At 63.5% G+C, this 21,223-nt stretch carries 20 protein-coding genes; 12 read left to right on the forward strand and 8 right to left on the reverse strand.

Going from position 1 to position 21,223, the window contains the following annotated elements; translation table 11 throughout:
* Positions 1–126: 126 nt before the first annotated feature.
* From olsB to LLJ08_RS15485, 3 genes are read left to right on the forward strand one after another with little or no spacing between them, the layout of a single operon-like run.
* Positions 127–873 (forward strand): L-ornithine N(alpha)-acyltransferase, encoded by a 747-nt coding sequence (gene olsB / locus LLJ08_RS15475; protein WP_101274368.1) that lies wholly within the window; start codon positions 127–129, stop codon positions 871–873.
* Positions 874–1,647 (forward strand): lysophospholipid acyltransferase family protein, encoded by a 774-nt coding sequence (locus LLJ08_RS15480; protein ID WP_228207415.1) that lies wholly within the window; start codon positions 874–876, stop codon positions 1,645–1,647. It abuts the gene before it with no gap.
* A gap of 35 nt (positions 1,648–1,682) precedes the next feature.
* A complete protein-coding gene (locus LLJ08_RS15485; RefSeq protein WP_228207416.1) occupies positions 1,683–2,255 on the forward strand; it encodes an acyl carrier protein phosphodiesterase in 573 nt (190 codons plus the stop codon).
* Between the two features lie 15 nt (positions 2,256–2,270).
* Here the strand turns inward: LLJ08_RS15485 and LLJ08_RS15490 are convergent, their stop codons facing one another.
* Positions 2,271–3,047 carry a class II aldolase/adducin family protein gene (locus LLJ08_RS15490; protein WP_228207417.1) on the reverse strand — a complete coding sequence of 259 codons (777 nt, stop codon included), beginning with the start codon at positions 3,045–3,047 and terminating at the stop codon, positions 2,271–2,273.
* A gap of 104 nt (positions 3,048–3,151) precedes the next feature.
* Positions 3,152–3,604 carry a flavodoxin gene (locus LLJ08_RS15495; RefSeq protein WP_014821292.1) on the reverse strand — a complete coding sequence of 151 codons (453 nt, stop codon included), beginning with the start codon at positions 3,602–3,604 and terminating at the stop codon, positions 3,152–3,154.
* A 233-nt stretch (positions 3,605–3,837) separates the two neighbouring features.
* On the opposite strand from LLJ08_RS15495, the gene LLJ08_RS15500 reads away from it, so the two are divergent.
* The 6 genes from LLJ08_RS15500 (at position 3,838) to cysZ (ending at position 7,326) form a co-directional block, all read left to right on the forward strand.
* A complete protein-coding gene (locus LLJ08_RS15500; RefSeq protein ID WP_228207418.1) occupies positions 3,838–4,464 on the forward strand; it encodes a PilZ domain-containing protein in 627 nt (208 codons plus the stop codon).
* A gap of 66 nt (positions 4,465–4,530) precedes the next feature.
* Positions 4,531–5,235: a dihydromonapterin reductase gene (folM, locus tag LLJ08_RS15505; protein ID WP_023446834.1), complete on the forward strand. Its 705-nt coding sequence runs from the start codon at positions 4,531–4,533 to the stop codon at positions 5,233–5,235.
* 18 nt (positions 5,236–5,253) lie between these two features.
* A complete protein-coding gene (folX, locus tag LLJ08_RS15510; protein ID WP_003285881.1) occupies positions 5,254–5,628 on the forward strand; it encodes a dihydroneopterin triphosphate 2'-epimerase in 375 nt (124 codons plus the stop codon).
* Between the two features lie 76 nt (positions 5,629–5,704).
* On the forward strand, positions 5,705–5,998 hold the full coding sequence (locus LLJ08_RS15515; RefSeq protein WP_041015004.1) for a DUF1244 domain-containing protein: 294 nt from the start codon (positions 5,705–5,707) through the stop codon (positions 5,996–5,998).
* On the forward strand, positions 5,995–6,333 hold the full coding sequence (locus LLJ08_RS15520; RefSeq protein ID WP_228207419.1) for a HopJ type III effector protein: 339 nt from the start codon (positions 5,995–5,997) through the stop codon (positions 6,331–6,333). The genes LLJ08_RS15515 and LLJ08_RS15520 overlap by 4 nt, the downstream gene beginning before the upstream one ends.
* Before the next feature lie 237 nt (positions 6,334–6,570).
* Positions 6,571–7,326, forward strand: a complete 756-nt coding sequence (gene cysZ, locus LLJ08_RS15525; RefSeq protein ID WP_228207420.1) for a sulfate transporter CysZ — start codon at positions 6,571–6,573, stop codon at positions 7,324–7,326.
* Positions 7,327–7,500: 174 nt separating this feature from the next.
* Here cysZ and LLJ08_RS15530 read toward each other — a convergent pair whose 3' ends face one another.
* The 4 genes from LLJ08_RS15530 to LLJ08_RS15545 form a co-directional block, all read right to left on the reverse strand.
* Positions 7,501–8,610 (reverse strand): NADH:flavin oxidoreductase, encoded by a 1,110-nt coding sequence (locus LLJ08_RS15530; protein WP_228207421.1) that lies wholly within the window; start codon positions 8,608–8,610, stop codon positions 7,501–7,503.
* Positions 8,607–9,266, reverse strand: a complete 660-nt coding sequence (locus LLJ08_RS15535; RefSeq protein ID WP_228207422.1) for a TetR/AcrR family transcriptional regulator — start codon at positions 9,264–9,266, stop codon at positions 8,607–8,609. The genes LLJ08_RS15530 and LLJ08_RS15535 overlap by 4 nt, the downstream gene beginning before the upstream one ends.
* 141 nt (positions 9,267–9,407) lie before the next feature.
* A complete protein-coding gene (locus LLJ08_RS15540; protein WP_003302715.1) occupies positions 9,408–9,890 on the reverse strand; it encodes a glutathione peroxidase in 483 nt (160 codons plus the stop codon).
* Positions 9,891–10,004: 114 nt separating this feature from the next.
* Positions 10,005–10,490: an FKBP-type peptidyl-prolyl cis-trans isomerase gene (locus LLJ08_RS15545; RefSeq protein ID WP_014821299.1), complete on the reverse strand. Its 486-nt coding sequence runs from the start codon at positions 10,488–10,490 to the stop codon at positions 10,005–10,007.
* A gap of 238 nt (positions 10,491–10,728) precedes the next feature.
* Between LLJ08_RS15545 and LLJ08_RS15550 the strand changes: the two genes are divergently transcribed.
* From LLJ08_RS15550 to LLJ08_RS15560, 3 genes are all read left to right on the forward strand, one after another.
* Positions 10,729–11,916, forward strand: coding sequence for an acetate kinase (locus LLJ08_RS15550; RefSeq protein ID WP_228207423.1), 1,188 nt, complete (start codon positions 10,729–10,731; stop codon positions 11,914–11,916).
* 164 nt (positions 11,917–12,080) lie between these two features.
* Positions 12,081–14,177 (forward strand): phosphate acetyltransferase, encoded by a 2,097-nt coding sequence (gene pta / locus LLJ08_RS15555; RefSeq protein WP_023444186.1) that lies wholly within the window; start codon positions 12,081–12,083, stop codon positions 14,175–14,177.
* Positions 14,178–14,308: 131 nt separating this feature from the next.
* The gene (locus tag LLJ08_RS15560) at positions 14,309–15,217 is read left to right on the forward strand and encodes an acyltransferase (RefSeq protein WP_228207424.1); all 909 of its coding nucleotides are present in this window, start codon (positions 14,309–14,311) and stop codon (positions 15,215–15,217) included.
* 9 nt (positions 15,218–15,226) lie between these two features.
* Here LLJ08_RS15560 and LLJ08_RS15565 read toward each other — a convergent pair whose 3' ends face one another.
* Entirely contained in the window at positions 15,227–17,350 is a 2,124-nt protein-coding gene (locus tag LLJ08_RS15565; protein WP_228207425.1) for a putative bifunctional diguanylate cyclase/phosphodiesterase, read from the reverse strand.
* Positions 17,351–17,476: 126 nt separating this feature from the next.
* A complete protein-coding gene (locus LLJ08_RS15570) occupies positions 17,477–21,193 on the reverse strand; it encodes a CHASE domain-containing protein (protein ID WP_228207426.1) in 3,717 nt (1,238 codons plus the stop codon).
* Between the last annotated feature and the right edge of the window lie 30 nt (positions 21,194–21,223).

The raw sequence follows: 21,223 nt of genomic DNA on the forward strand, positions 1-21,223 counted from the left end.
CGTCACAGTGGCGACACGCCCTGCTCCTAGCCTGATCACGCCAAACCAGCGAGCCCAACGATAACAACCAGACGCTCGCGTTGCATCGCCAACCCGCCACTACCCCGGCGGACAAGGAGACAGAGCATGAATGCCATCGTCGATCCACGCAGCACGCGTCAACTTCGAGCCGAACGCCTGGAAGGCGAACGGGCCCTCCGCGAAGCCCAGGCCCTGCGTTATCGGGTGTTCAGCAGCGAGTTCGATGCCCAGCTCAATGGTGCCGAGTTCGGGCTGGACATGGATGACTTCGATATCCACTGTCGGCATATCGGTGTACGTGATCTGGCAACTGGAGAGCTGGTCGCCACCACCCGCCTGCTCGATCACCTCACCGCCAAGCAGCTCGGGCGCTTCTACAGCGAGGGAGAATTTGCCCTGCATGGCCTGGCGGACATCAACGAACCGGTGCTGGAGATCGGCCGTACCTGCGTGGCGCCGGCCTATCGCAATGGTGCGACCATCGCAGTGCTTTGGAGCGAACTGGCCGAGGTACTCAACCAGGGTGGCTATCGCTACCTTATGGGGTGCGCGAGCATCCCGATGCGCGACGGTGGCATCCAGGCCCGAGCGATCATGCAACGACTGCGCGACAGCCACCTGAGCACTGAACTGCTGCACGCCGAGCCGCGAACACCACTTCCCGAACTGGAACTGCCGGACAACGTCACTGCCCAGCTCCCGCCGCTGCTCAAGGCCTATATGCGGCTCGGCGCGAAGATCTGTGGCGAACCCTGCTGGGACCCGGATTTCCAGGTTGCCGATATCTTCATCCTGCTCAAGCGCGAGGAGCTGTGCCCGCGCTACGCTCGCCACTTCAAGGCGGCGGTATAGATGCCGCGGTTGCGCCTGTACTGGCTCCTGCTGCGGGTCGCCGCGGTGATCCTGCTGGGGTTGCTGTTGGCGACCGCGCTGGGTCTCGGCGACCGCCTCGCGCTACGCCTATCGCTGCAACTCAGACAACAGCTGACCCGCTGGTTCATGGTCCGCCTGGCCTCCGCGCTGCCCTATCGCGTACACATCATCGGTCAGCTACCAGCTCAGCCGATGCTGTGGGTCGCCAACCACGTGTCCTGGTGCGATATCCCGTTGCTGGGAATGCTGCGGCCGCTGTCGTTCCTGGCCAAGGCCGAGGTCGCACAATGGCCCGTGCTGGGCTGGCTGGCACGCCAGGCTGGCACGCTGTTCATCCGCCGCGGCGCCGGCGATGCCGCGCAGATCAACCAACAGCTGGCCAGCCACCTCACCCAGGGCTGCCACCTGCTGATCTTCCCTGAGGGCACCTCGACCGACGGCAACAGCGTGCGCACCTTCCACCCCCGACTGTTCGCCTGCGCGATAGAGGCCGGCTGCGCCGTTCAACCCGTGGCGATCCGCTATACGCGCAACGGCAAGCCCGACACCGTCGCCCCCTTCATTGGCGACGACGAACTGCCCGCGCACCTGCGCAGGCTGTTGGCCAGCGACGTGGCAGAAGTAGAAATCCAGCTGCTGGCGCCGATACCCGTTGCCTCACTCAGTCGCAGGGCTCTTGCCGAGCAAGCACAGCGGGCCATCGAACGGGCACTGTTTGGGGCGGCGCAGGAGGCCGCGCGCGAGGCCGCATAGCGACCTGCCTATCGAGGCTGCGCTAAGCTTCGCCCATGAACTATCTCGCTCATCTTCATCTTGGCGGCCCCGGCCCGGCTGACATGCTCGGCAGTCTTTACGGGGACTTCGTCAAAGGTCCGCTGCAGGGCCGCCTGCCGGCCCAGATCGAAGCAGGCATCCGTCTGCATCGGCAGATCGATGCCTTCACCGACAGCCATCCGCTGGTGCTGCAGGCCAAAGCGCGCTTTCCCAGCGAGCGTCGCCGCTACGCCGGGATACTGCTGGACCTGTTCTTCGATCATTGTCTGGCGGCGAACTGGGCGGATTACTCCGGCGAACCGCTGGACCAGTTCACCCGGCGCGCCTACCGAGCGCTGGCCGATGAGCCCGCGCTGCCTGGCAAGCTCGCCGTGATCGCACCGCACATGGCGGCACACGACTGGCTCGGTAGTTACCGTGAATTCGAGGTACTGGGCAGGGTGCTGGCGAACATGGGCCGCCGCCTGAGCCGGCCGGAAGGCCTGGCCGGCGGGCTGGAAGAGCTGGAGCAGCTATACGACCCGCTGCTCGAGGACTTCCGCCACTTCTATCCGCAGCTGCAGCAGTTCGCCAAGACGGCGATGTAGCGCGAACGCCCCGTATTACTGCGCATAGCCCGGGCTTTGCGCATCCAGCTTGCGCAACAGACCGGGCCATGCCAGCCCACCGCCCATGCCCGAGCGAGTGCGGGTCACGCCCGCTGCCATGGCCTTCGCACCGGCCAGAATCTGCTCCGGAATGGCGATCAGCTCGCTGCCACCGGTCTGCGCCATGACCTGGATTTCACAGGCGCGCTGGAAGATGAACATCATCAGAAAGGTATCGGCGATGCTGCTACCGCAGGTCAGCAGACCGTGGTTGTGCAGCAGCATGAAAGCGGTTTCGCCAAGATCGGCCTGCAGACGCGCCTTCTCGTCGTGATTCAGCGCCACACCCTCATAGCCATGCGTCGAAAGACTGGCCAGCACGAACAGTGACTGCTGGCTGATCGGTAGCACGCCCTGACGCTGGGCCGAGACCGCCACCCCGGCGGCGGTATGAGTGTGCATGACGCAGGCGACGTCGTGGCGAACCTCATGCACGGCGCTGTGAATGGTGTACCCAGCGGGATTGATCTCGTACGGGCTGTCCGTCACTTTGTTGCCGGCCAGATCGACTTTCACCAGGCTGGACGCGGTGATTTCGTGAAACATCAGCCCGTATGGGTTGATCAGAAAGTGATCGGTTTCGGGAATCTTGGCCGAGATGTGCGTGAAGATCAGGTCATCCCAGCCATGCAGCGCGACCAGTCGGTAACAGGCCGCCAGATCGACCCGCGCCTGCCATTCGGCGGGGCTCACTTGGGTTTCCAAAGAAGGCAAAGCGTGCAGCGCAGTCATCGAGGGCACCTCTTGTTATTGTCGTGAAGATGCCCTGGATTCTAGCCAGCCGCTATTGGCCCAGCAGTTGCCCTTGCAGCCAGGCCGCTGACCCGGCGAGCCACTCAGGCACGCAAGGCCGCCGCGAAGGTTTCCAGCCACGGTTCGGCGTCGCTTTCCGGCGTCACCGTCTCGCTGGCGTCGAGGCGCAGCATCTCTACGACTTCCCGCACGCCGAGCTCGGCATAGAGCTCACGAATCAGCTCGCCGCCACCACAGAAGGTGTCGCCGTAGCTGGCATCGCCAAGGGCGATGACGCCTCCGGGCAAACCGCTCCAGGCGGGAAACTGATCGCGAATTGCCGAGTACAACGGAATGAAGCTGTCCGGCAGCTCACCCATGCCGGTAGTCGAGGTCACGACCAGCAGCGCTTCGGGTGCGAACTCTAGAATCTGCGGCAGCTGGGCGCGGGGATCGTGCCAGGTTTCGAAACCGGCGGCTTTCAGCTGGTGTTCGGCGTGACGGGCGACATCTTCGGCGGTGCCGTAGACGCTCCCGGAAAGAATGGCGACTTTCATGTGCGCTCCGAGGCAATCAAAGCTGCGCATTATGCCGCAATCGCCAAGTCTGGTCGGCACACCCTGCTCAGGCGAAGCCGTCCATCCAGAAAACGTGCAGCCTGCGGAACCACTATCGAGCCCATTTGTCATAGGGCCGATTGCCCCATCGCGACCATACCGGTTGCAGGCGTGTAGCGGCCCCACCGCGCGACGCCAAACGTGGAGGGCACTGTCCCTCCGAGGGTATCCGCATGGCGGAAGAGACGATTCTCAGCAAAGACGAACTGACCTTCATCCGCAAGTTGATGCAGCGCAACGGCAGCACCAGCGTTGAGCGCACGACAGGCTTTCGGATCGACGGCGGCGCGCAATCCAACGAATTGCTGCTGCAGCTGGCCGCTCGCGCCAATCTGTCGTTGCAGGCGGAGTTCGAGGATTTCCGCATGTCCTTCCCGCTGCAGCTCAGGGAAGACGAACTACACAGCCTCGACCTGCAGCTGGCACCTCCGGTGATCTACGAGCGCGGGCCAACCACGCGTGCCTGGCGCCTGCACCTGGACCAGCCGCTGCCTCTGCTGGAAAACGATGGTGGTGAAAGTTCGCTCAGCGTGCACGAGCTGTCTCCGCACGGCCTGCTGGTGGATGCCGGCGGACACCGCAAGCCGCCCAAGCACTTCCACCTGCGCTTGGCGCTGCCCGACGACAGCCCGCTGGAAATCGATGCCCATCGCGTTCGCGAGCTGACCGGCGGGCGGGCCGCCTACGAAGTCGAATTCACCCAGGAAAAGGACGCCGAGCGGATCCGCTCCTTTCTCTATCGCCAGCATCAGCGCCTGCATCCAGATTTGCAGCCAGAGCTGCCGGCCGATCTGGTGTAAGCTGCCACGCCTGTAGCGACCGCCTCAACCTGTGGGCGGTCCGCCCATTACAGGCAGTGGATTTTCATGCATCAGGCCCCGATTCTCATCACCGGAGCCAGCCAGCGGATCGGGCTGCATTGTGCCGAGCGACTGCTGGAAGACGGCTTTCCGGTCATCGTTACCTACCGTCGCGAACGCGACAGCATCGACCGGCTTCGCGCCTTGGGCGCACAGGCGTTGCAGGCAGACTTCAGCGACGAAACCGGCATCACCACCTTTATCAGCGCTCTCAAGCAGCAGACCGACTGCCTGCGGGCCATCGTGCACAACGCCTCCGAATGGCGCCCGGATACCCCCGGGCAGGAAGCCGAGGCGTTCCGCCAGCTGTTCCAGGTGCATATGCTCGCGCCCTACCTGATCAACCTGCACTGCGCCGAACTGCTGCGCCACGGCGGGCCGGCGGACATCGTCCACATCGGCGACGACGTGACCCGCAAGGGCAGCAAGAAGCACATCGCCTATGCTGCGAGCAAAGCGGGCCTGGACAACCTGACGCTATCTTTCGCCGCCAGCCTGGCGCCGGCGATCAAGGTCAATGGCATCGCCCCGGCGCTGATCCAGTTCAACCCGGACGACGACGCCGAATATCGCCGCAAGGCGCTGGCCAAATCCGCGCTGGGCATCGAACCCGGTGCCGAGGTGATCTACCAGAGTCTGCGCTACCTGCTCGACAACCCTTATGTCACCGGCACCACACTGACCGTGAACGGCGGCCGCCACCTGATCTGAAGACTGCAAGGAGTCCCCATGCCCCGACTGGAACCCGCGATGGCCCGCATCCGCGTCAAGGACCTGCGGCTGCGCACCTACATCGGCATCAAGGAAGAGGAAATCCTCAATCGCCAGGACGTGCTGATCAACCTGACGATGCTCTACCCCGCTGCGGAAGCGGTGCGCGAAAACGACATCGAACAGGCGCTGAACTACCGCACCATCACCAAGGCGATCATCCAGCACGTCGAAGACAACCGCTTCGCCCTGCTCGAGCGGCTGACCCAGGAAATTCTCGACCTGGTCATGCGCTACCCGCAGGTGCGCTACGCCGAAGTGGAAGTCGACAAACCCCACGCGCTGCGCTTCGCCGAGTCCGTATCGATCACCCTGGCTGCGCATCGGGATTGACCCTGCGCAAGGCTGGCCGGCTCACTGACGCAAGGTTATGATCCGGCCGACCTCAGCCAACGCCGAGACCCACGAGATGAACGATCAAGAACGCACCGAACTGGAAGCCGCAGCCTTCCGCCGCCTGGTCCAGCACCTGCGCACCCGTCCCGATGCCCAGAACATCGACCTGATGAACCTCGCCGGTTTCTGTCGCAACTGCCTGTCGAAATGGTACAAGGCCGCCGCAGACGATCTGGACGTCGAACTCAGCATCGACCAGGCCCGCGAAGAGGTGTACGGAATGCCGTACAGCGAGTGGAAAAAACGCTATCAGAAGGAAGCGTCTGCCGAGCAGCAGGCCGCTTTCGACAAGGCTCAGAAAGAATGAACGACCTGAAGGGCTTCCGCGCCAGCCTGCGCAATCGCAACCACGCATTCAGCGAAACGCTTGCCTTCATCGAGGGCGCTTACGACTACCAGCCGAGCCGCTTCGTCAACGGCACACTGGAGAACGCTGCCGGCGAGAACGAAGGTTCCTGCAAGACGCTGGGCCTCGCATTGCTTGAAGACTTCACGACGGAAGAAGCGCTGCTTGCGTTCGGCGAGCACTATCAGGCGGTCCTGGCCGACCCGAACGGCAGCGACCACCGCAACATTCGCGCGCTCATGGAAACCGGCCTGCCGGGCGTGCGTTTCGACACCCAACCGCTCAAACGCAAGTAACGCGCATCCATTCGGCGGATTTGAGCCGGCTATGCCGGCTCAATGGGAATAAAAAGGGTCATCCCAAGCACTTGGGGAAGGCTGAAGGAGCGGATAACCCGAAAACCGTTGAGCGCCACCTTAGCTATCCGCCGAGGCCGTGGATAATTCAGGTTCTGCATACAACCCATAGTCATCGACTATCCCGCTGCGCTACGCCCCTCTCGACGAAACCCTGCCCTTTTTCAGGAGACGCCAATGCCCGTATCCACCCTCTCCGGCCCGCAATACCTTCGCGAAGGCCTGCGCCTGGTGCTCAGCCCAGGGCTGCGTCTGTTCGTGATCCTGCCGCTGACGGTGAACGTGCTGCTGTTCTTCGGCCTGATCTGGTTCGCGGTCGGCCAGTTCAGCGGCTGGGTCGACACCTTCATGCCCAACCTGCCGACCTGGCTCGCCTTTCTCGAATACATCCTCTGGCCCCTGTTCGTCGTGCTGGTGGTACTGATGGTGTTTTTCAGCTTCACCATGCTGGCCAACATCATCGCCGCACCGTTCAACGGCTTTCTGGCGGAAAAGGTCGAGGTGGTGGTGCGCGGCGAGGATGCCGCGCCGCCTTTCAGCTGGGCCGAGCTGCTGGCCATGCTGCCCCGCACGATTGGCCGCGAGCTGCGCAAGCTGGGCTATTTCGCACCGCGCGCGCTGGCGTTGCTGGTGCTTTCATTCATCCCCGTACTGAACCTTGTTGCCGCGCCTTTATGGCTGCTGTTCGGCGTGTGGATGATGGCAGTGCAATACATCGACTACCCGGCGGACAACAACAAGCTGAGCTGGGCGGACATGATTGGTTGGTTGCGCCAGCGACGCTGGCAGAGCCTGAGCTTTGGTGCGGTGACTTATGCGGCGTTGCTGGTGCCGGTCCTGAACCTGCTGATCATGCCGGCGGCCGTGGCGGGAGCGACGCTGTTCTGGGTAAGGGAAGGCGGGCCGAATCGGCAGCTGGACCGACCAGCGTAGACGTCAGGCGTCGCACTCGGCGGTCAGGGTTCTAGTGCCGCAAGGTGTGAGAGTTCGAGTCTCTCCGTCCGCACCACGTCACATGCTGACAGCTCAGCGCGAAGGCCTGGCGAGATCGGATGCTGCCGGGTCAGGGGAGATCGGCAGCCAGATCACCCTGGCTGCCGCCCTCACTCACGCCAGCGTCTTCAACGCCTCACGACTGAACGACAGAATCTCTTCCATCCGCCCTTCACGCACCTTAACCGCCCAATCCGGATCGCAGATCAGCGCACGCCCCACCGCCACCAGATCGAACTCCTGCTTGTTCAGACGCTCCAGCAATCCCTCGATGTTGGCCGGCTGCGCCACCTTGTCGGTCTTGACCATGAACTGCAGGAATTCGCCATCCAGGCCGACACTGCCGACGGTGATGGTCGGCTTGCCGGTCAGTTGGCGGGTCCAACCGGCCAGGTTGAGATCGGAGCCTTCGAACTCCGGTTCCCAGAAACGGCGCGTCGAGCAATGGAAGATATCCACGCCGGCCGCCGACAACGGTGCCAGGAACTCGCCGAGCTCTTCGGGCGACTGCACCAGGCGCGCCGTGTAGTCCTGCTGCTTCCACTGCGAGAAGCGGAAGATGATCGGGAAATCAGGGCCGACCGCTGCACGTACGGCCTGCACCAGCTCGATGGCGAAGCGCGAGCGGTTGGCCAGGCTGCCGCCGTACTCATCGGTGCGCTGATTGCTGCCTTCCCAGAAGAACTGGTCAATGAGGTAGCCGTGGGCACCGTGGATTTCCACGCCGTCCATGCCTATCGACTGAGCATCGCGGGCAGCCTGAGCGAATGCTTCGATCACATCCTGGATGTCCTGCTTGGTCATGCCATGAACGACGACCTGGCCGTCCTTCTGCTTCTCCATCGGGCCGTAACCGACGACCTCCGGCTCCGGCTCGGTGCCCTTGCGGCGCACGTTACCGACGTGCCAGAGCTGCGGGACGATCTTGCCGCCAGCGGCGTGCACCGCATCGACCACAGCCTTCCAGCCAGCCAGCGCATCTTCACCGTAGAAACGCGGCACATGGGGATAACCGTTCGCCGCGGCGTGGCCGACCGTGGTGCCCTCGGTGATGATCAGCCCGACCCCGGAGGCGGCACGACGGCGGTAGTACTCGACCACATCGGCAGTGGGTACGCCGTTAGGCGAGAACGAACGGGTCATCGGCGCCATGACCACACGGGTCGGCAAACGGAGAGCACCCAACTCAAAGGGCTGAAACAAGGCTTGTACGCTGGCGGTCATCGATCGACTCCTGTGGCATTGGTCAAGGCAGCCGGGCGCTCATGCCCCGGCGAAGTTCTTGCAGCCGGCGCCAACAGGCGTTCGAGCTGCTGGAAAAACACCTGCAAAGGCGCAACGCTGCCGCTCACTTTCATGCGCAGCAGCGCACCTTCCCAGGCGTTGCTTATGAATTCCGCCAGCACTGCACAATCGCAATCGGCCGCGATCTCTCCAGCGTCACGCGCCTGTTCGAGGCAGGCCGTAAGCAACTCGACCGATTGCGTCAGTATCGCGCTGAGCCGTTTGGCGATGGCCGGGCACAGCTCGGCCATCTCGAAGCTGAGACTGCCGATGAAGCAGTGATATTCCGGCTTTTCCTGGCGGGCGAAGTGCGCAACGAGATCGGCGTAGTAGTCGAGGATGCGCTGCCGGGGCGAGACTGCTGAGTTGCTCAGCGCCGCCTGATAGCGCTCCAGCCGGGGCGCATAGATATAGTCCAGCGCCTGCAGGGCGAAGTCTTCCTTGCTGGCGAAGTAGTGATAGAACGACCCCTTGGGAATACCGCCCGCCTGGACGATTTCCTGAACACCGGTGCCGTGATAGCCGCGGCGGGTCATCACCCGGGCGCCCTTGGACAGGATCAGGTCGCGCTTGTCGTTGCGTGCTGGACTGGTCATGCAGCGAGAATATGACCGGTCGTCTCGCCGGCACAGCATCATCCATGACGCTTATTCAGCGGCAACCACGGCAAGCATGGCCGGTATATCCAGGACTCAAGAAAGAGAACGCGACCGCGCGTACGGTCGCAGATCTGCAGATCAGGCCAGGGCGGTTTCGATCGCCTGGATCAGGGCGGGGTCGTCGGGCGTGGTGCGCGGTGAGAAACGGGCCAGCACACGGCCGTCCTTGCCCACCAGGAACTTCTCGAAGTTCCAGGTGATGTCCCCCGGAAAATCGGCACCTTCGCCAGCCAGCAAACGATACAGCGGATGGCGCTGCGGACCGTTCACCTCGAGCTTGCCGCTCAGAGGAAAGCTCACACCATAGTTGAGTGTGCAGAACGAGCGGATTTCCTCATCGCTGCCCGGCTCCTGCGCAGCGAACTGATTGCATGGCACGCCCAGCACGCTGAAGCCGCGGGCAGCGTATTGCTGCTGCAGCCGCTCCAGGCCGGCGTACTGCGGGGTCAGCCCGCACTGCGACGCGACGTTGACCACCAGCGTGATCCGATCGCCGAACTGCGCCAACGGCAGCTCCTCGCTGCCCAGACCTGGCAACACCAATTGGTGGAATGCGCTCATCTCATCTCTCCTAACGAAAAAACGCCCCGGCAACGACCGGAGCGCTCTTCTTTTCGATCCGCACGGTAGCGGTTCCTGCCGCCGTGCCTGCGGACGCCTATGCGGCGACCCGGATCAGTGGTGGTGGCCACCTTCGCCGTGGACGTGGCCGTGGGCGACTTCTTCTTCGCTGGCGTCACGCACGCTGACGACCTTGACGTCGAAGTTCAGGCGCTGGCCGGCCAGCGGGTGGTTGCCGTCGACGATCACGTCGTCGCCTTCCACGTCACGAATGGTGACGATCTGCATGCCGCCGTCCGGACCGGAAGCGTGGAACTGCATGCCAACTTCCAGCTCGTCGACGCCTTCGAACATGGCGCGATTGAGGGTAGCGACCAGCTCCGCGCTGTACTCGCCGTAAGCGTCCTGCGGCTCGATGGCGACCTGGATCTGGTCACCGCCCTGCTTGCCCTCGAGGGCCTTTTCCAGACCCGGGATGATGTTGCCTGCGCCGTGCAGGTAGACCAGCGGCGCGCCGCCGGCCGAGCTGTCGATCACCTCACCGGCGTCGTTGGTGAGTGTGTAGTCGATGGAGACAGCCTTGTTAGCGGCAATCAGCATGGGGCAGAACCTTTGCTTTAGAGAATGGATGTCGAAGTTTAACCATCCACCGCGCCGATTGCGAACCGACCTTGGATGAACGGGCCAATGCCGTTCGTCGCCCTCGCCCCGCATGTAGTGCCATTGAACATGGGACTACAACCTTTGGATGGCATCGCTTTCATGGCCGATGTGCAAGAATCGGCGGAAAGTATCTTTGGCACCCATATCAATAACATTAGAGAACCAAGGAGCACCGATGTCGGCTCGTAACATCCTGGTGATTAACTGTGGCAGCTCGTCGATCAAGTTCGCCCTGGTCAACGAAGCGCAAGCGACCTTCCCGCTACAAGGCCTGGCCGAATGCATCGGCAGCCCGGAAGCCGTCATCCACTTCGAGAGCGCAGCCGGCAAGGAAAGCGTCAAGGTGCCGAATGCCGATCATCAGGCTGCTCTGGCCCAGATCCTACCGCGCGTGGAAGACGCCGCTGGCGGCCATCTCGATGGCATCGGCCACCGCGTAGTGCACGGCGGCGAAAAGTTCTTTGCCTCCTCGCTGCTCACCGATGAAACCCTGGCCGGCATCGAAGCCAACATTCAGCTGGCGCCGCTGCACAACCCGGCCAACTTGAGCGGCATCCATGCTGCCATCAACCTGTTCCCCGAGCTGCCGCAGGTTGGCGTGTTCGACACCGCTTTCCACCAGACCATGCCCGAGCATGCTTACCGCTATGCCGTGCCGGATGTGCTGTACAAGGATCATGGTGTACGCCGCTACGGCTTCCATGGCACCAGCCACCGCTACGTCAGCAAGCGCGCCGCCGAACTGGCCGGCGTACCGGTCGAGAACAGCAGCTGGCTGGTCGCTCACCTGGGCAACGGCTGCTCCACCTGTGCGGTAGTCAACGGTGAAAGCCGCGACACCAGCATGGGCCTGACGCCGCTCGAAGGCCTGGTGATGGGCACCCGCAGCGGTGACGTCGATCCGAGCCTGCACAACTTCCTGAGCAAGACGCTGGGCTGGGACCTGGCCAAGATCGACAACATGCTCAACAAGGAAAGCGGCCTGAAGGGACTTTCCGGCCTGTCCAACGACATGCGCACCCTGGCCGATGCCCGCAACGCCGGCCATCCGGGCGCCGTACTGGCCTTCGAAGTGTTCTGCTATCGCCTGGCCAAATCGCTGGCCGCCATGTCCTGCGCCCTGCCGCAGCTGGACGGCCTGGTGTTCACCGGTGGTATCGGCGAGAACTCCTCGGCAGTGCGCGAGCGGACACTGGAACACCTCAAGCTGTTCGGCTTCAAGCTCGACGCCGAAGCCAACGCCCGCTGCACCCGCGGCGTTGCCGGCGAAATCCAGGCTGAACGCAGCCCGCGCGTCATGGTCGTCCCGACCAACGAGGAGCGCCAGATTGCCCTCGATACGCTGGCCCTGCTGGACGCCTGAGCGCAGTAGGCATGTAGCGATTCCGAGACCCGACAGCCCCTGGCGGTCGGGTCTTTTCACATCAGCGCCGCGGCAATCCGGCAGTTTCCGTCCCGTGGCAACTGCCCTAGCCTTGCCGGCGCCCAGCACCGTTACCCCGAGCACCCTGCCCTCAAGGAGATGCCATGCACACAATCTTTCTAGCCCCCACCGGTTTCGGCGGCGGCCTCAATTCCATCAGCCTCGGCCTGATTCGCGCCCTGGAAAACGCCGGGCTGAAGGTCGGTTTCTTCAAGCCGATCGCCCAGCCCTTTCCGGTCGATCAGGGCCGTGAGCGCTCCTGCATCCTGGTCGAGCGCACCCTTAACCTGACCTCGCCCGAGCCGCTGCCGCTGGAGCAGGTAGAGCGTCAGCTCGCCGATGGCGAGATCGACCTGCTGCTCGAAGATGTCATCAGCCGCTACCAGGAAGTCGCTGCCGGCAAGGACGTGGTCATCGTCGAAGGCATGGTGCCCACCCGCGAGTCCAACTACACCCAGCGCATCAACACCCAGCTGGCCAAGAGCCTGGACGCCGAGGTTATCCTGATCGGCGCCCAGGGCAGCGACAGCCTCAAGCGCCTGGCCGAACGCATCGAGATCCAGGCGCAGCTGTACGGCGGCGCGAAGGACCCCAAGGTGCTTGGTGTCATCCTCAACAAGGTCAAGACCGAAGAAGGCCTGCCGGCTTTCGTCGACAGCCTCAAGCAGCACCTGCCGCTGCTGGGCAGCGCCGACTTCCAGCTGCTGGGCGCGATCCCCTTCTCCGAAGAGCTCAACGCACTGCGCACCCGAGACATCGCCGAGCTGCTCGGCGCTCAGGTACTGAACGCCGGTGAAGCCGACCAGCGTCGCGTCAACAAGATCGTGCTGTGCGCGCGCGCCGTTCCGAACACCGTACAGCTGCTGCGGTCCGGCGTGCTGGTAGTGACGCCAGGCGACCGCGACGACATCATCCTGGCCGCCAGCCTGGCCTCGCTCAACGGCGAAAAACTCGCCGGCCTGTTGCTGTGCAGCGACTTCGCGCCGGACCCGCGCATCCTCGAGCTGTGCAAGGCCGCACTGGACGGCGGCCTGCCGGTGATGACCGTGGAAACCAACTCCTACGACACGGCGAACAACCTGTTCGGCCTGAACAAGGAAACTCCGTCGGACGACATCGAACGTGCCACACGGGTCACCGATTTCATCGCCAAGCACCTGCACCCCGAGTTCCTGCACACCCGCTACAGCGTGCCGCGCGGCGAGCTGCGCATGTCGCCGGCAGCCTTCCGCTACCAGCTGGTCAAGCGCGCACAGGATGCCAACAAGCGCATCGTGCTGCCCGAAGGCAACGAGCCACGCACCATCCGCGCCGCCGCCATTTGCCAGGAGCGGGGCATCGCCCGCTGCGTGCTGCTGGCCAAGCCGGAAGAAGTCCAGCAGGTCGCTCGCGAGCAAGGCATCACCCTGCCCGCCAGCCTGGAGATTCTCGATCCGGACAACATCGCCAACCGCTACGTCGAGCCGATGTGCGAAATGCGCAAGGCCAAGGGCCTGACCCCGGACGATGCCCGCGAGCAGCTGAAGGACACCGTGGTCCTCGGCACCATGATGCTGGCGCTGGACGAAGTGGACGGCCTGGTTTCTGGCGCCGTGCACACCACCGCCAACACCATCCGCCCTGCCCTGCAGCTGATCAAGACCGCACCGGGCTACAGCCTGGTGTCCTCGGTGTTCTTCATGCTGCTGCCGGATCAGGTTCTGGTCTACGGCGATTGCGCGGTCAACCCGAACCCGAGCGCCACCGAACTGGCGGAGATCGCGCTACAGAGCGCGGAGTCCGCCGTGGCCCTTGGCGTCAACCCGCGCGTCGCGATGATCAGCTACTCGACCGGCAGCTCCGGCAGCGGTGCAGAAGTCGAGAAGGTCGCTGAAGCCACCCGCATCGCCCAGGGTCGTGCGCCCGAGCTGCCGATCGACGGCCCGCTGCAGTACGACGCCGCCTCCGTGCTCAGCGTCGGCAAGCAGAAGGCCCCTAACAGCAAGGTCGCCGGCCAAGCCACGGTGTTCATCTTCCCCGACCTGAACACCGGCAACACCACCTACAAAGCGGTTCAGCGCAACGCCAACTGCCTCAGCGTCGGCCCGATGCTGCAAGGCCTGGCCAAGCCGGTCAACGACCTGTCCCGCGGCGCCCTGGTGGATGACATCGTCTTCACCATCGCCCTGACCGCTCTGCAAGCTGCCAACCAGAAGGCCTGACGGCCGCTTCCGACTGGCGCCGCCTCGCCCTCCGGCAGGCGGCGCCAGTGCTTCACCCCTCTCGATAGTTGCAGTTCAGCGCGTAATCGCTACTCTTGGCGCCTCGAATCAGCCGTATCGACGAGAACTTCATGCTGAGCTTTCTCCCCGCTCTACTCCGCGGCACGCTCGCCGCCCTGCTGCTTGCGCTCAATACCCTGTTTTGGTGCTGGCCGCTGTTTGCGCTCTCGCTGCTCAAGCTGCTGTTTCCAATCCCTGCGATACAACGCAGCCTGCGCTTCGGCATGCACTGGATCGCCGAGTCATGGATCGCGATGAACAGCTTCTGGATGGATCTGGTTCGCCCGATCCGCTGGGACGTGCAGGGTCTGGATCAGGTTGACATGCATCACTCCTACCTGGTCACCAGCAACCACCAGAGCTGGGCGGACATCCTCGTGCTGCAGTACCAGCTCAACCGGCGCATGCCGTTCCTCAAGTTCTTTCTCAAGCAGGAGCTGATCTGGGTCCCGGTGATCGGCCTGTGCTGGTGGGCGCTGGAGTTTCCCTTCATGAAGCGCTTCAGCAAGGAGTATCTGGCCAAGTACCCGGAGAAGCGTGGCGAGGACCTGGCGACCACACGCAAAGCCTGCGAGCGCTATCGGACCAATCCGGTGTCGGTGTTCAACTTCCTGGAAGGCACACGCTTCACCGAGGACAAGCACACCGAACAAGCCTCACCCTATCGCTATCTGCTCAAGCCAAGGGCTGGCGGCATCGCCTTCGTCATCGACGCCATGGGCGAGCAACTGACGGCGCTGATCAACATCACCATCCATTACCCCGACGGTCGTCCGAGTTTCTGGGACCTGCTCGCCGGCAATATCCATCAGGTCGTCGTGCGCCTCCAGGCACAGCCGATACCCGCCGAATTCCTCCGCTGCAACTACGACCAGGACGAGTCGTATCGGCTGGCATTCCAGCAGTGGGTCAACGGGCTCTGGAGTGCAAAGGATCTGCAACTGGAGCAACTGCACCAGCAGTTTCCGGTGCAGCCCTGACCAGCTCGCTCAGAGCGCGTCCCAGGCGACCTGAGTGGGAAAGGCCCGCGCCTGCTCGGCGCTCAATGCCGGCGAGACGAGAAAGCCCTGCATGACGTCGCAGCCGTTGTCCACCAGCCAGTCAAGCTGCGCCCGGGTTTCCACGCCCTCGGCCACCACTTCCAGGTTGAGGTTGCGGCCCAGATCGATGATGGTGCTGACCACCGCCGCATCGCGGGGGGAATCCAGCATGTTGGCGATGAAAAGTCGGTCGATCTTCAGCGTATCCAGCTCGAAGTGCCGCAGATAAGCCAGCGACGAATAACCGGTGCCGAAATCGTCGATGGCCACGCGCACGCCGAGCTTGCGCAATTGCCGTAGTTTCTCGCAGCTCTGCTCGAGATCCTGCATCAGCGTGCCTTCGGTGACCTCCAGCTCCAGTTGCGCAGGGTGGAGCTGATATTCATCCAGCAGACGGCGAAGCGAATCGAACAGCCCAGCCCGGCTGAACTGCACCGGGCTGACGTTCAGGCTGAGAATCAGATCGCTGCCGAATGACGGCAGCCACTGACAGTACTGATTCATGCCTTCGCGCAGCACCCAGTCGCCGACCCGCTCGATCAACCGGGTTTCTTCCAGCAATGGGATGAAGTTGCCCGGCTGGTTTTCCTCTGCATCACCCTGGGGCCAGCGCAATAAACCCTCGAACCCCCTCAGCTTACCGGTCGCCAGTATGATCTGCGGTTGGTACAGCAGCTCGAAGTCGTTGCGCTCGGTGGCGCTGCGCAGGTTTTCCTCCATCATCAGCCGCGCATGCGCGCGTTCGTTCATGTCGCTGGAGAAGAATCGGTATTGGCGGCGACCGGCACGCTTGGCCTCGTACATCGCCATGTCTGCCGAGCGCAGCAGCTGATCGACGCTGACCCCGCAGTCGGGAAAGTGAGCGATGCCGATACTGGCACCAAGGGTCACCTCGGTACCGTCGATCCTGTGCCGTACCGAGATCAGCTCGATCAGCTTCTCCGCTACCCGTGCGGCATCCTCCGGGTGATCGAGGGAATCCAGCAGCGCCGTGAACTCGTCGCCGCCCATGCGCGCGATGATGTCGTAGGGACGCATGCAGGTCTCCAGCAGGCGCGCCACCTTGCACAGAATTTCGTCGCCGGCATCGTGGCCGAGCGAATCGTTGATGCGCTTGAAGCCGTCCAGATCGATATAAAGGATCGCCATGCGTTTGCCGTTGCGATCGACCCGCGCCAGCGACGATTCCAGCGCCTGATGGAAGCCGCGCCGGTTCAGCAGCCCGGTCAGCGAGTCGGTGACCGCCTGGGTCTCCAGCTGAACGTGAAGGTTGCGCACCACCGACATGTCCAACGCGATGACCACCATGGAGCGCTGCTGGCGCGGCAGCGGCGAGCTGGACAACGCGACGGGCAACGGCGTACCGGTGGCGGTGTGCAGCTGCGCCTCGTGCAGACGATAGGTCGAGCCGCTGCGCCAGTAACGGTAGAAGTCCGACTCCTGCCAGTTGGCCGGCATCTCCGGCGCCGCCAGATGCGAGAGCAGCGGCGTGCCCTGCAGGTCCTCGACGCGGGTATGCAACATGCCGGCGATCGCTGGATTGGCGAAGCTGATATAGCCGTCCTCGGCGACCACCAGAATGCCCTCGGCCGCGTTGCTCAGGACCGAGGCATTGAATGCACGGGCGCTGTCCAGTTGCTGTGTGAGCAGTTGCAGATCACGGCGGTTGTGTTCGTGGGCCAGCAAGGTGTTGATCTTGTGCTTGAGCACCTGTGGATCGAACGGCTTGAGGATGAAGTCCACCGCGCCGGTAGCGTAACCGCGCAGCACGGAATCGCGGGTATGCGCGATGGCCGAAACGAAGATGATCGGCGTGTAGCGGGTATGCGGGCTGCCACGCATCAGCCGGGCGACTTCGAAGCCATCCATGCCGGGCATCTGCACGTCCAGCAACACCAGCTCGACGTCCAGCTCCAGCAATGCCCGCAGCGCAGCCTCGCCGGAGTTGACCGTGTGCACCTGCCAGTCACCATCGCCCAGCAACGCTTCCATGGCCACCAGATTCGCTTCCCGGTCGTCCACCACCAGCAGCGTACGACTGCGTGGCTTGGCCTTAAGCTGCGTCTGCGTCATCGCCAACCTCCGAGCAATCCGTTGCCAAACTGCCGACAACAAGCGTCCCACGGGGAATTCGCGCACCAGGTGTCATATCGTTCGATCAACGCATCACCACAGGCATGTTCAACACGCACGACTTGCTTACTCCTCTTCAGCCTCGGCCGCACCGCTCTCCAGACCCAGCCATTGCTGCAACAGCGCCGCCAGCGCCGTGGCCTCGACGGGTTTGAGCAGAACGTCGTCGGCACCAGCCGCCATGCAACGCTCGCGCTCACCCCCACCGGTCGTTGTCACCAGCGCAACGATGGGGGCCTGACAGTCATGCGCCTGCTTAAGCCGCTGCGCCAAATCAGGACCTTCCGCCCCAGGCTGGCTCATGTCCAGCAGTACCAGATCGAAGGCATCCTCATCGAAACGCTCGACCGCTTCGTCGGCACTTGTGGCCGGGACCACCAGCAGCCCGAGCTCATCGAGCTGGGCGGTCAGCGAATAGATCAGCCGTACATCCTCATCCACCAGCAGCACGCGCCGGCCCGACGCCGCCACCTGCAGCGAAGCCGCGGCGCTTGGCGACGACACCGTTGGCCCTCGGCGCACCAGTTCTCCCATACGTTTCACATCATCCTCCTTGGACAGTGCTGAAGCCGAATAACGGCGCAAGTGTTGCAGGTCTGTATCCGACAGCTTTTCACGACTGTTCACCAACACCGTGACGCCGCGAAGCGAACGCAGGCGCTCCAGCGCATCCAGCAGATCCAGCCCGCTGCCGTCTGCCAGTTCCTGCTCGACCACCACCACGGTGAAATTCTGTTCGGCATACGCCAGCCGGGCCGCTTCGACGCCCCCCGCCAGCGTGACGCTATAGCCGAGCCGCTCGAAGTACTCACGGATCAGTTCGCGGCGACGGGGATCGGTCTCGACCAGCAGCAGGCGCAGCGAATTTTGTTCGTGGCGCGCCAGTTCGATGAAGATGCGCTCGAGTTCGGCCTGCGCTACCGGCTTGACCAGATAGCGCGAACCATCGTCATGCCAGTCGTGAGGCTGCGGCACGCAGGAAATGATCAGCACCGGCATGCCCTGATGACGCTCGTCGCCACGCAATTCCCGGTGCACCTGCCAACCACTGATGTCCGGCAGCAGGATGTCAAGGATCACTGCGGCAAAGTGCTCGCGCCGCAGGGCTTCCAGCCCCTGCTGACCGGTGCTGCAGATCAGGCTGGTAAAGCCGTGGCTCTGCCCGACCTCCGCCACTACCGATGCGAAATCGGCATCGTCCTCGATGATCAACAGCCCCGGACCACGCCCACGGCGCTGCGGTTGGCGCGGCAACAGCGCCTGCGCTGATGCGGCGGACGTCGACTCCACCGGCAATCGCACAGTGAAGGTGGCGCCGTTGCCGAGTTCGCTATCAACCGTGACGTGCCCCCCGAGCACCTCCACCAACTGGCGAGTGATCGCCAGGCCCAGACCGGTGCCACCGTAGTGACGGCTGATCGAACCATCGATCTGCTGGAACGCCTGGAAGATCCGCTCCTGCTGGTCCTTGGCGATGCCGATGCCACTGTCACGTACCTGCAGCTGCAGGATTTGTCCGTCAGCGTCCTCCGGCGGGTAGCTCGCCAGCAACTCCACCTGCCCCTGCTCGGTGAACTTCAAGGCGTTGGTCAACAGGTTGCGCAGAATCTGCTGCAGCCGCGCCCGGTCCGAATTCAGCGCAGGCGGTACGTCGGCGTCGACCACCACCTTCAGCGCCAAGCCCTTCTGCTCGGCCATCGGCGTCAGCGAGGTTTCCAGTTCGGTCAGCAACTCACGCAGGTTCAGCGGCTCCAGCTTGAGTTGCATATGGCCGGACTCGATCTTGGCGAGATCCAGCACATCGTTGATCAACTGCAGTAGCTCATGACCGGCGCGATGAATGATGTCGGCATGCCGGACCTGCTTGTCGTTGAGGTTACCCGAGCCGTTCTGACGCAGCTGATCGCTGAGGATGAGAATGCTGTTGAGCGGCGTGCGCAGCTCGTGGGACATATTGGCGAGGAACTCGGATTTGTAGCGATTGGCTACTGCCAGCTGGTCGGCCTGCTCGCGCAAGCGACGCTCGGCCGCCTTGCGGTGACTGATATCGATGATCACCGCCTGCACCAGCTGCTCGTCGCCACTGCGCAAGGGCGACAGGCCGATTTCCACAGGCAACGCGCTGCCGTCGCGGTGGCGGCCGAACAGCTCGCGGTTGCCGCCCATGCGACGTGGTTCCGGATTCTCGGCATAACCCTGGCGCAGACCGCGATGCGCTTCGCGCAAGGCTTCGGGCAACAGCAGTTCCACGGGCTGCCCGACCAGCTCCTGGCGCTCATAGCCGAACAGCAGCTCGGTCTGGCGATTGACCATGACGATGTCGCCGCGGGTATCCACCAGCACGAAGGCATTGGGCGAGGCCTCGACGACATTACGGAAGCGCTCCTCGTCGCGCTTGCGCGCCTGCAGATCGAGCAGATTCAGGACGTAATACAAGACATCGTCATGTCTGAAGCTGGTCAGGCTGACGGCAACCGGGATCGCCTTGCCGTCCTCGCGCTGCGCCTGCAGTTCGAGCTGACTGGTTTCGCGCAGTTGCCCGAGCACCTGCTCGCCGAGCACGCCGGGCACGTAACGACTCACACGCTCGCCGGCCAGCAGCTCCGTCGAGCTGCCGAACAGCTGCCCGGCGCTCTGGTTGGCCAGCTCGATGCGCCCACCGGCATTGCATAGCAGGGTCGCCACGGGCAATTGTTCGATCAGCTGACGGAAGCGCGCCTCGCGCTCCTGCAATTGCAGGCTCAATACCTGACTGTTGCGCAGCGCACGTTCGCGCAAATACAAATAGCCGCCCACCAGCAACGAGAACAATGCCGCCGCCATAAGCGCCGCCGCGAGGCTGAAGGCCCGATTGTTGTCACGCAACACCGCCTCGTATTCCGGCGTGCTGGCCACCTGCAGCTGCCAGCTGCGGCCGTACATGTAAATATTCCGAATGCGCTGGAACTTGGCGTCGGCGCTGACCGGCGCACGTCCGGTGAGCAGTGGCGACTCCGGATTGGCGGCATCGAACAGCTGCAGTTGCAGCATTCGGCTGCGCGAGCCGAGTATGCCTTCCATCAGGTCGGTCAGACGGAACGCGCCGTGCAGGGTGCCGACAAAGGCGCGCTGACGCTCCTCCTCGGTGGTAACCGGCGCCGTCGCCGCATAGATCGGAAAGAACAACAGAACACCCACCTGGACGTTCTGCTCGGTTTCCTGCTTGAGGCGCAACGGCCCCGTGAGCACCGGATTGCCACTGTTGCGCGTACTGATGATCGCCTCGCGGCGGGTCGCCTCACTGAACAGATCGAAACCGAGCACCCGCCGATTGCGCCAGTCGGTCGGATGGATGTAGTCGGTCACCACGTACTCTTCGCGGTCACCCGGCGGATACATGCGAAAGCGCTCGCGGCCGGAGGCGCGGATCTGGTCGATCAGGGTGGTGAGGGTTTCCGGCGTCGCATGCCGCGCCAGCGCGACAGCCTGGATGCCCGGATAGAAGTCCTGCAGCTGCAGCTGGTCCACGGCCCGCGCCCAGTCATCGATGCGGACCTCGTCGCTGCCGGCAACGACGCCAGCAAGCCCGCGCAAGACCATCTCGTAGGCGCGCATCCGCTCGCGTAGCGTGTGTTCGATGTCATCCACAGCGAAGGTGAAGCGCTGCTCCTGCTCGACCTTGCTGCGCTGTTCCTGGACATGCCACTGCCAGCCGATCCATCCACCCAGGCCCGCCATCAGGGCCAGAGCGACCAATAATGGCAACCAGGACCTGCGGGAATGGAGAGCGGTACGATCATCCATTCGACCTCCTCTGTGCCACAACTGGCGTGC

The organism is Stutzerimonas chloritidismutans (genome assembly GCF_020783375.1).
Lineage (GTDB): Bacteria > Pseudomonadota > Gammaproteobacteria > Pseudomonadales > Pseudomonadaceae > Stutzerimonas > Stutzerimonas kunmingensis.

Excerpts from the sequence above, each read along its gene's own strand:
- olsB (WP_101274368.1), top strand. The coding sequence starts at position 127 with ATGAATGCCATCGTCGATCCACGCAGCACGCGTCAACTTCGAGCCGAA.
- LLJ08_RS15480 (WP_228207415.1), top strand. The coding sequence starts at position 874 with ATGCCGCGGTTGCGCCTGTACTGGCTCCTGCTGCGGGTCGCCGCGGTG.
- LLJ08_RS15485 (WP_228207416.1), top strand. The coding sequence starts at position 1,683 with ATGAACTATCTCGCTCATCTTCATCTTGGCGGCCCCGGCCCGGCTGAC.
- LLJ08_RS15490 (WP_228207417.1), bottom strand. The coding sequence starts at position 3,047 with ATGACTGCGCTGCACGCTTTGCCTTCTTTGGAAACCCAAGTGAGCCCC.
- LLJ08_RS15495 (WP_014821292.1), bottom strand. The coding sequence starts at position 3,604 with ATGAAAGTCGCCATTCTTTCCGGGAGCGTCTACGGCACCGCCGAAGAT.
- LLJ08_RS15500 (WP_228207418.1), top strand. The coding sequence starts at position 3,838 with ATGGCGGAAGAGACGATTCTCAGCAAAGACGAACTGACCTTCATCCGC.
- folM (WP_023446834.1), top strand. The coding sequence starts at position 4,531 with ATGCATCAGGCCCCGATTCTCATCACCGGAGCCAGCCAGCGGATCGGG.
- folX (WP_003285881.1), top strand. The coding sequence starts at position 5,254 with ATGCCCCGACTGGAACCCGCGATGGCCCGCATCCGCGTCAAGGACCTG.
- LLJ08_RS15515 (WP_041015004.1), top strand. The coding sequence starts at position 5,705 with ATGAACGATCAAGAACGCACCGAACTGGAAGCCGCAGCCTTCCGCCGC.
- LLJ08_RS15520 (WP_228207419.1), top strand. The coding sequence starts at position 5,995 with ATGAACGACCTGAAGGGCTTCCGCGCCAGCCTGCGCAATCGCAACCAC.
- cysZ (WP_228207420.1), top strand. The coding sequence starts at position 6,571 with ATGCCCGTATCCACCCTCTCCGGCCCGCAATACCTTCGCGAAGGCCTG.
- LLJ08_RS15530 (WP_228207421.1), bottom strand. The coding sequence starts at position 8,610 with ATGACCGCCAGCGTACAAGCCTTGTTTCAGCCCTTTGAGTTGGGTGCT.
- LLJ08_RS15535 (WP_228207422.1), bottom strand. The coding sequence starts at position 9,266 with ATGACCAGTCCAGCACGCAACGACAAGCGCGACCTGATCCTGTCCAAG.
- LLJ08_RS15540 (WP_003302715.1), bottom strand. The coding sequence starts at position 9,890 with ATGAGCGCATTCCACCAATTGGTGTTGCCAGGTCTGGGCAGCGAGGAG.
- LLJ08_RS15545 (WP_014821299.1), bottom strand. The coding sequence starts at position 10,490 with ATGCTGATTGCCGCTAACAAGGCTGTCTCCATCGACTACACACTCACC.
- LLJ08_RS15550 (WP_228207423.1), top strand. The coding sequence starts at position 10,729 with ATGTCGGCTCGTAACATCCTGGTGATTAACTGTGGCAGCTCGTCGATC.
- pta (WP_023444186.1), top strand. The coding sequence starts at position 12,081 with ATGCACACAATCTTTCTAGCCCCCACCGGTTTCGGCGGCGGCCTCAAT.
- LLJ08_RS15560 (WP_228207424.1), top strand. The coding sequence starts at position 14,309 with ATGCTGAGCTTTCTCCCCGCTCTACTCCGCGGCACGCTCGCCGCCCTG.
- LLJ08_RS15565 (WP_228207425.1), bottom strand. The coding sequence starts at position 17,350 with ATGACGCAGACGCAGCTTAAGGCCAAGCCACGCAGTCGTACGCTGCTG.
- LLJ08_RS15570 (WP_228207426.1), bottom strand. The coding sequence starts at position 21,193 with ATGGATGATCGTACCGCTCTCCATTCCCGCAGGTCCTGGTTGCCATTA.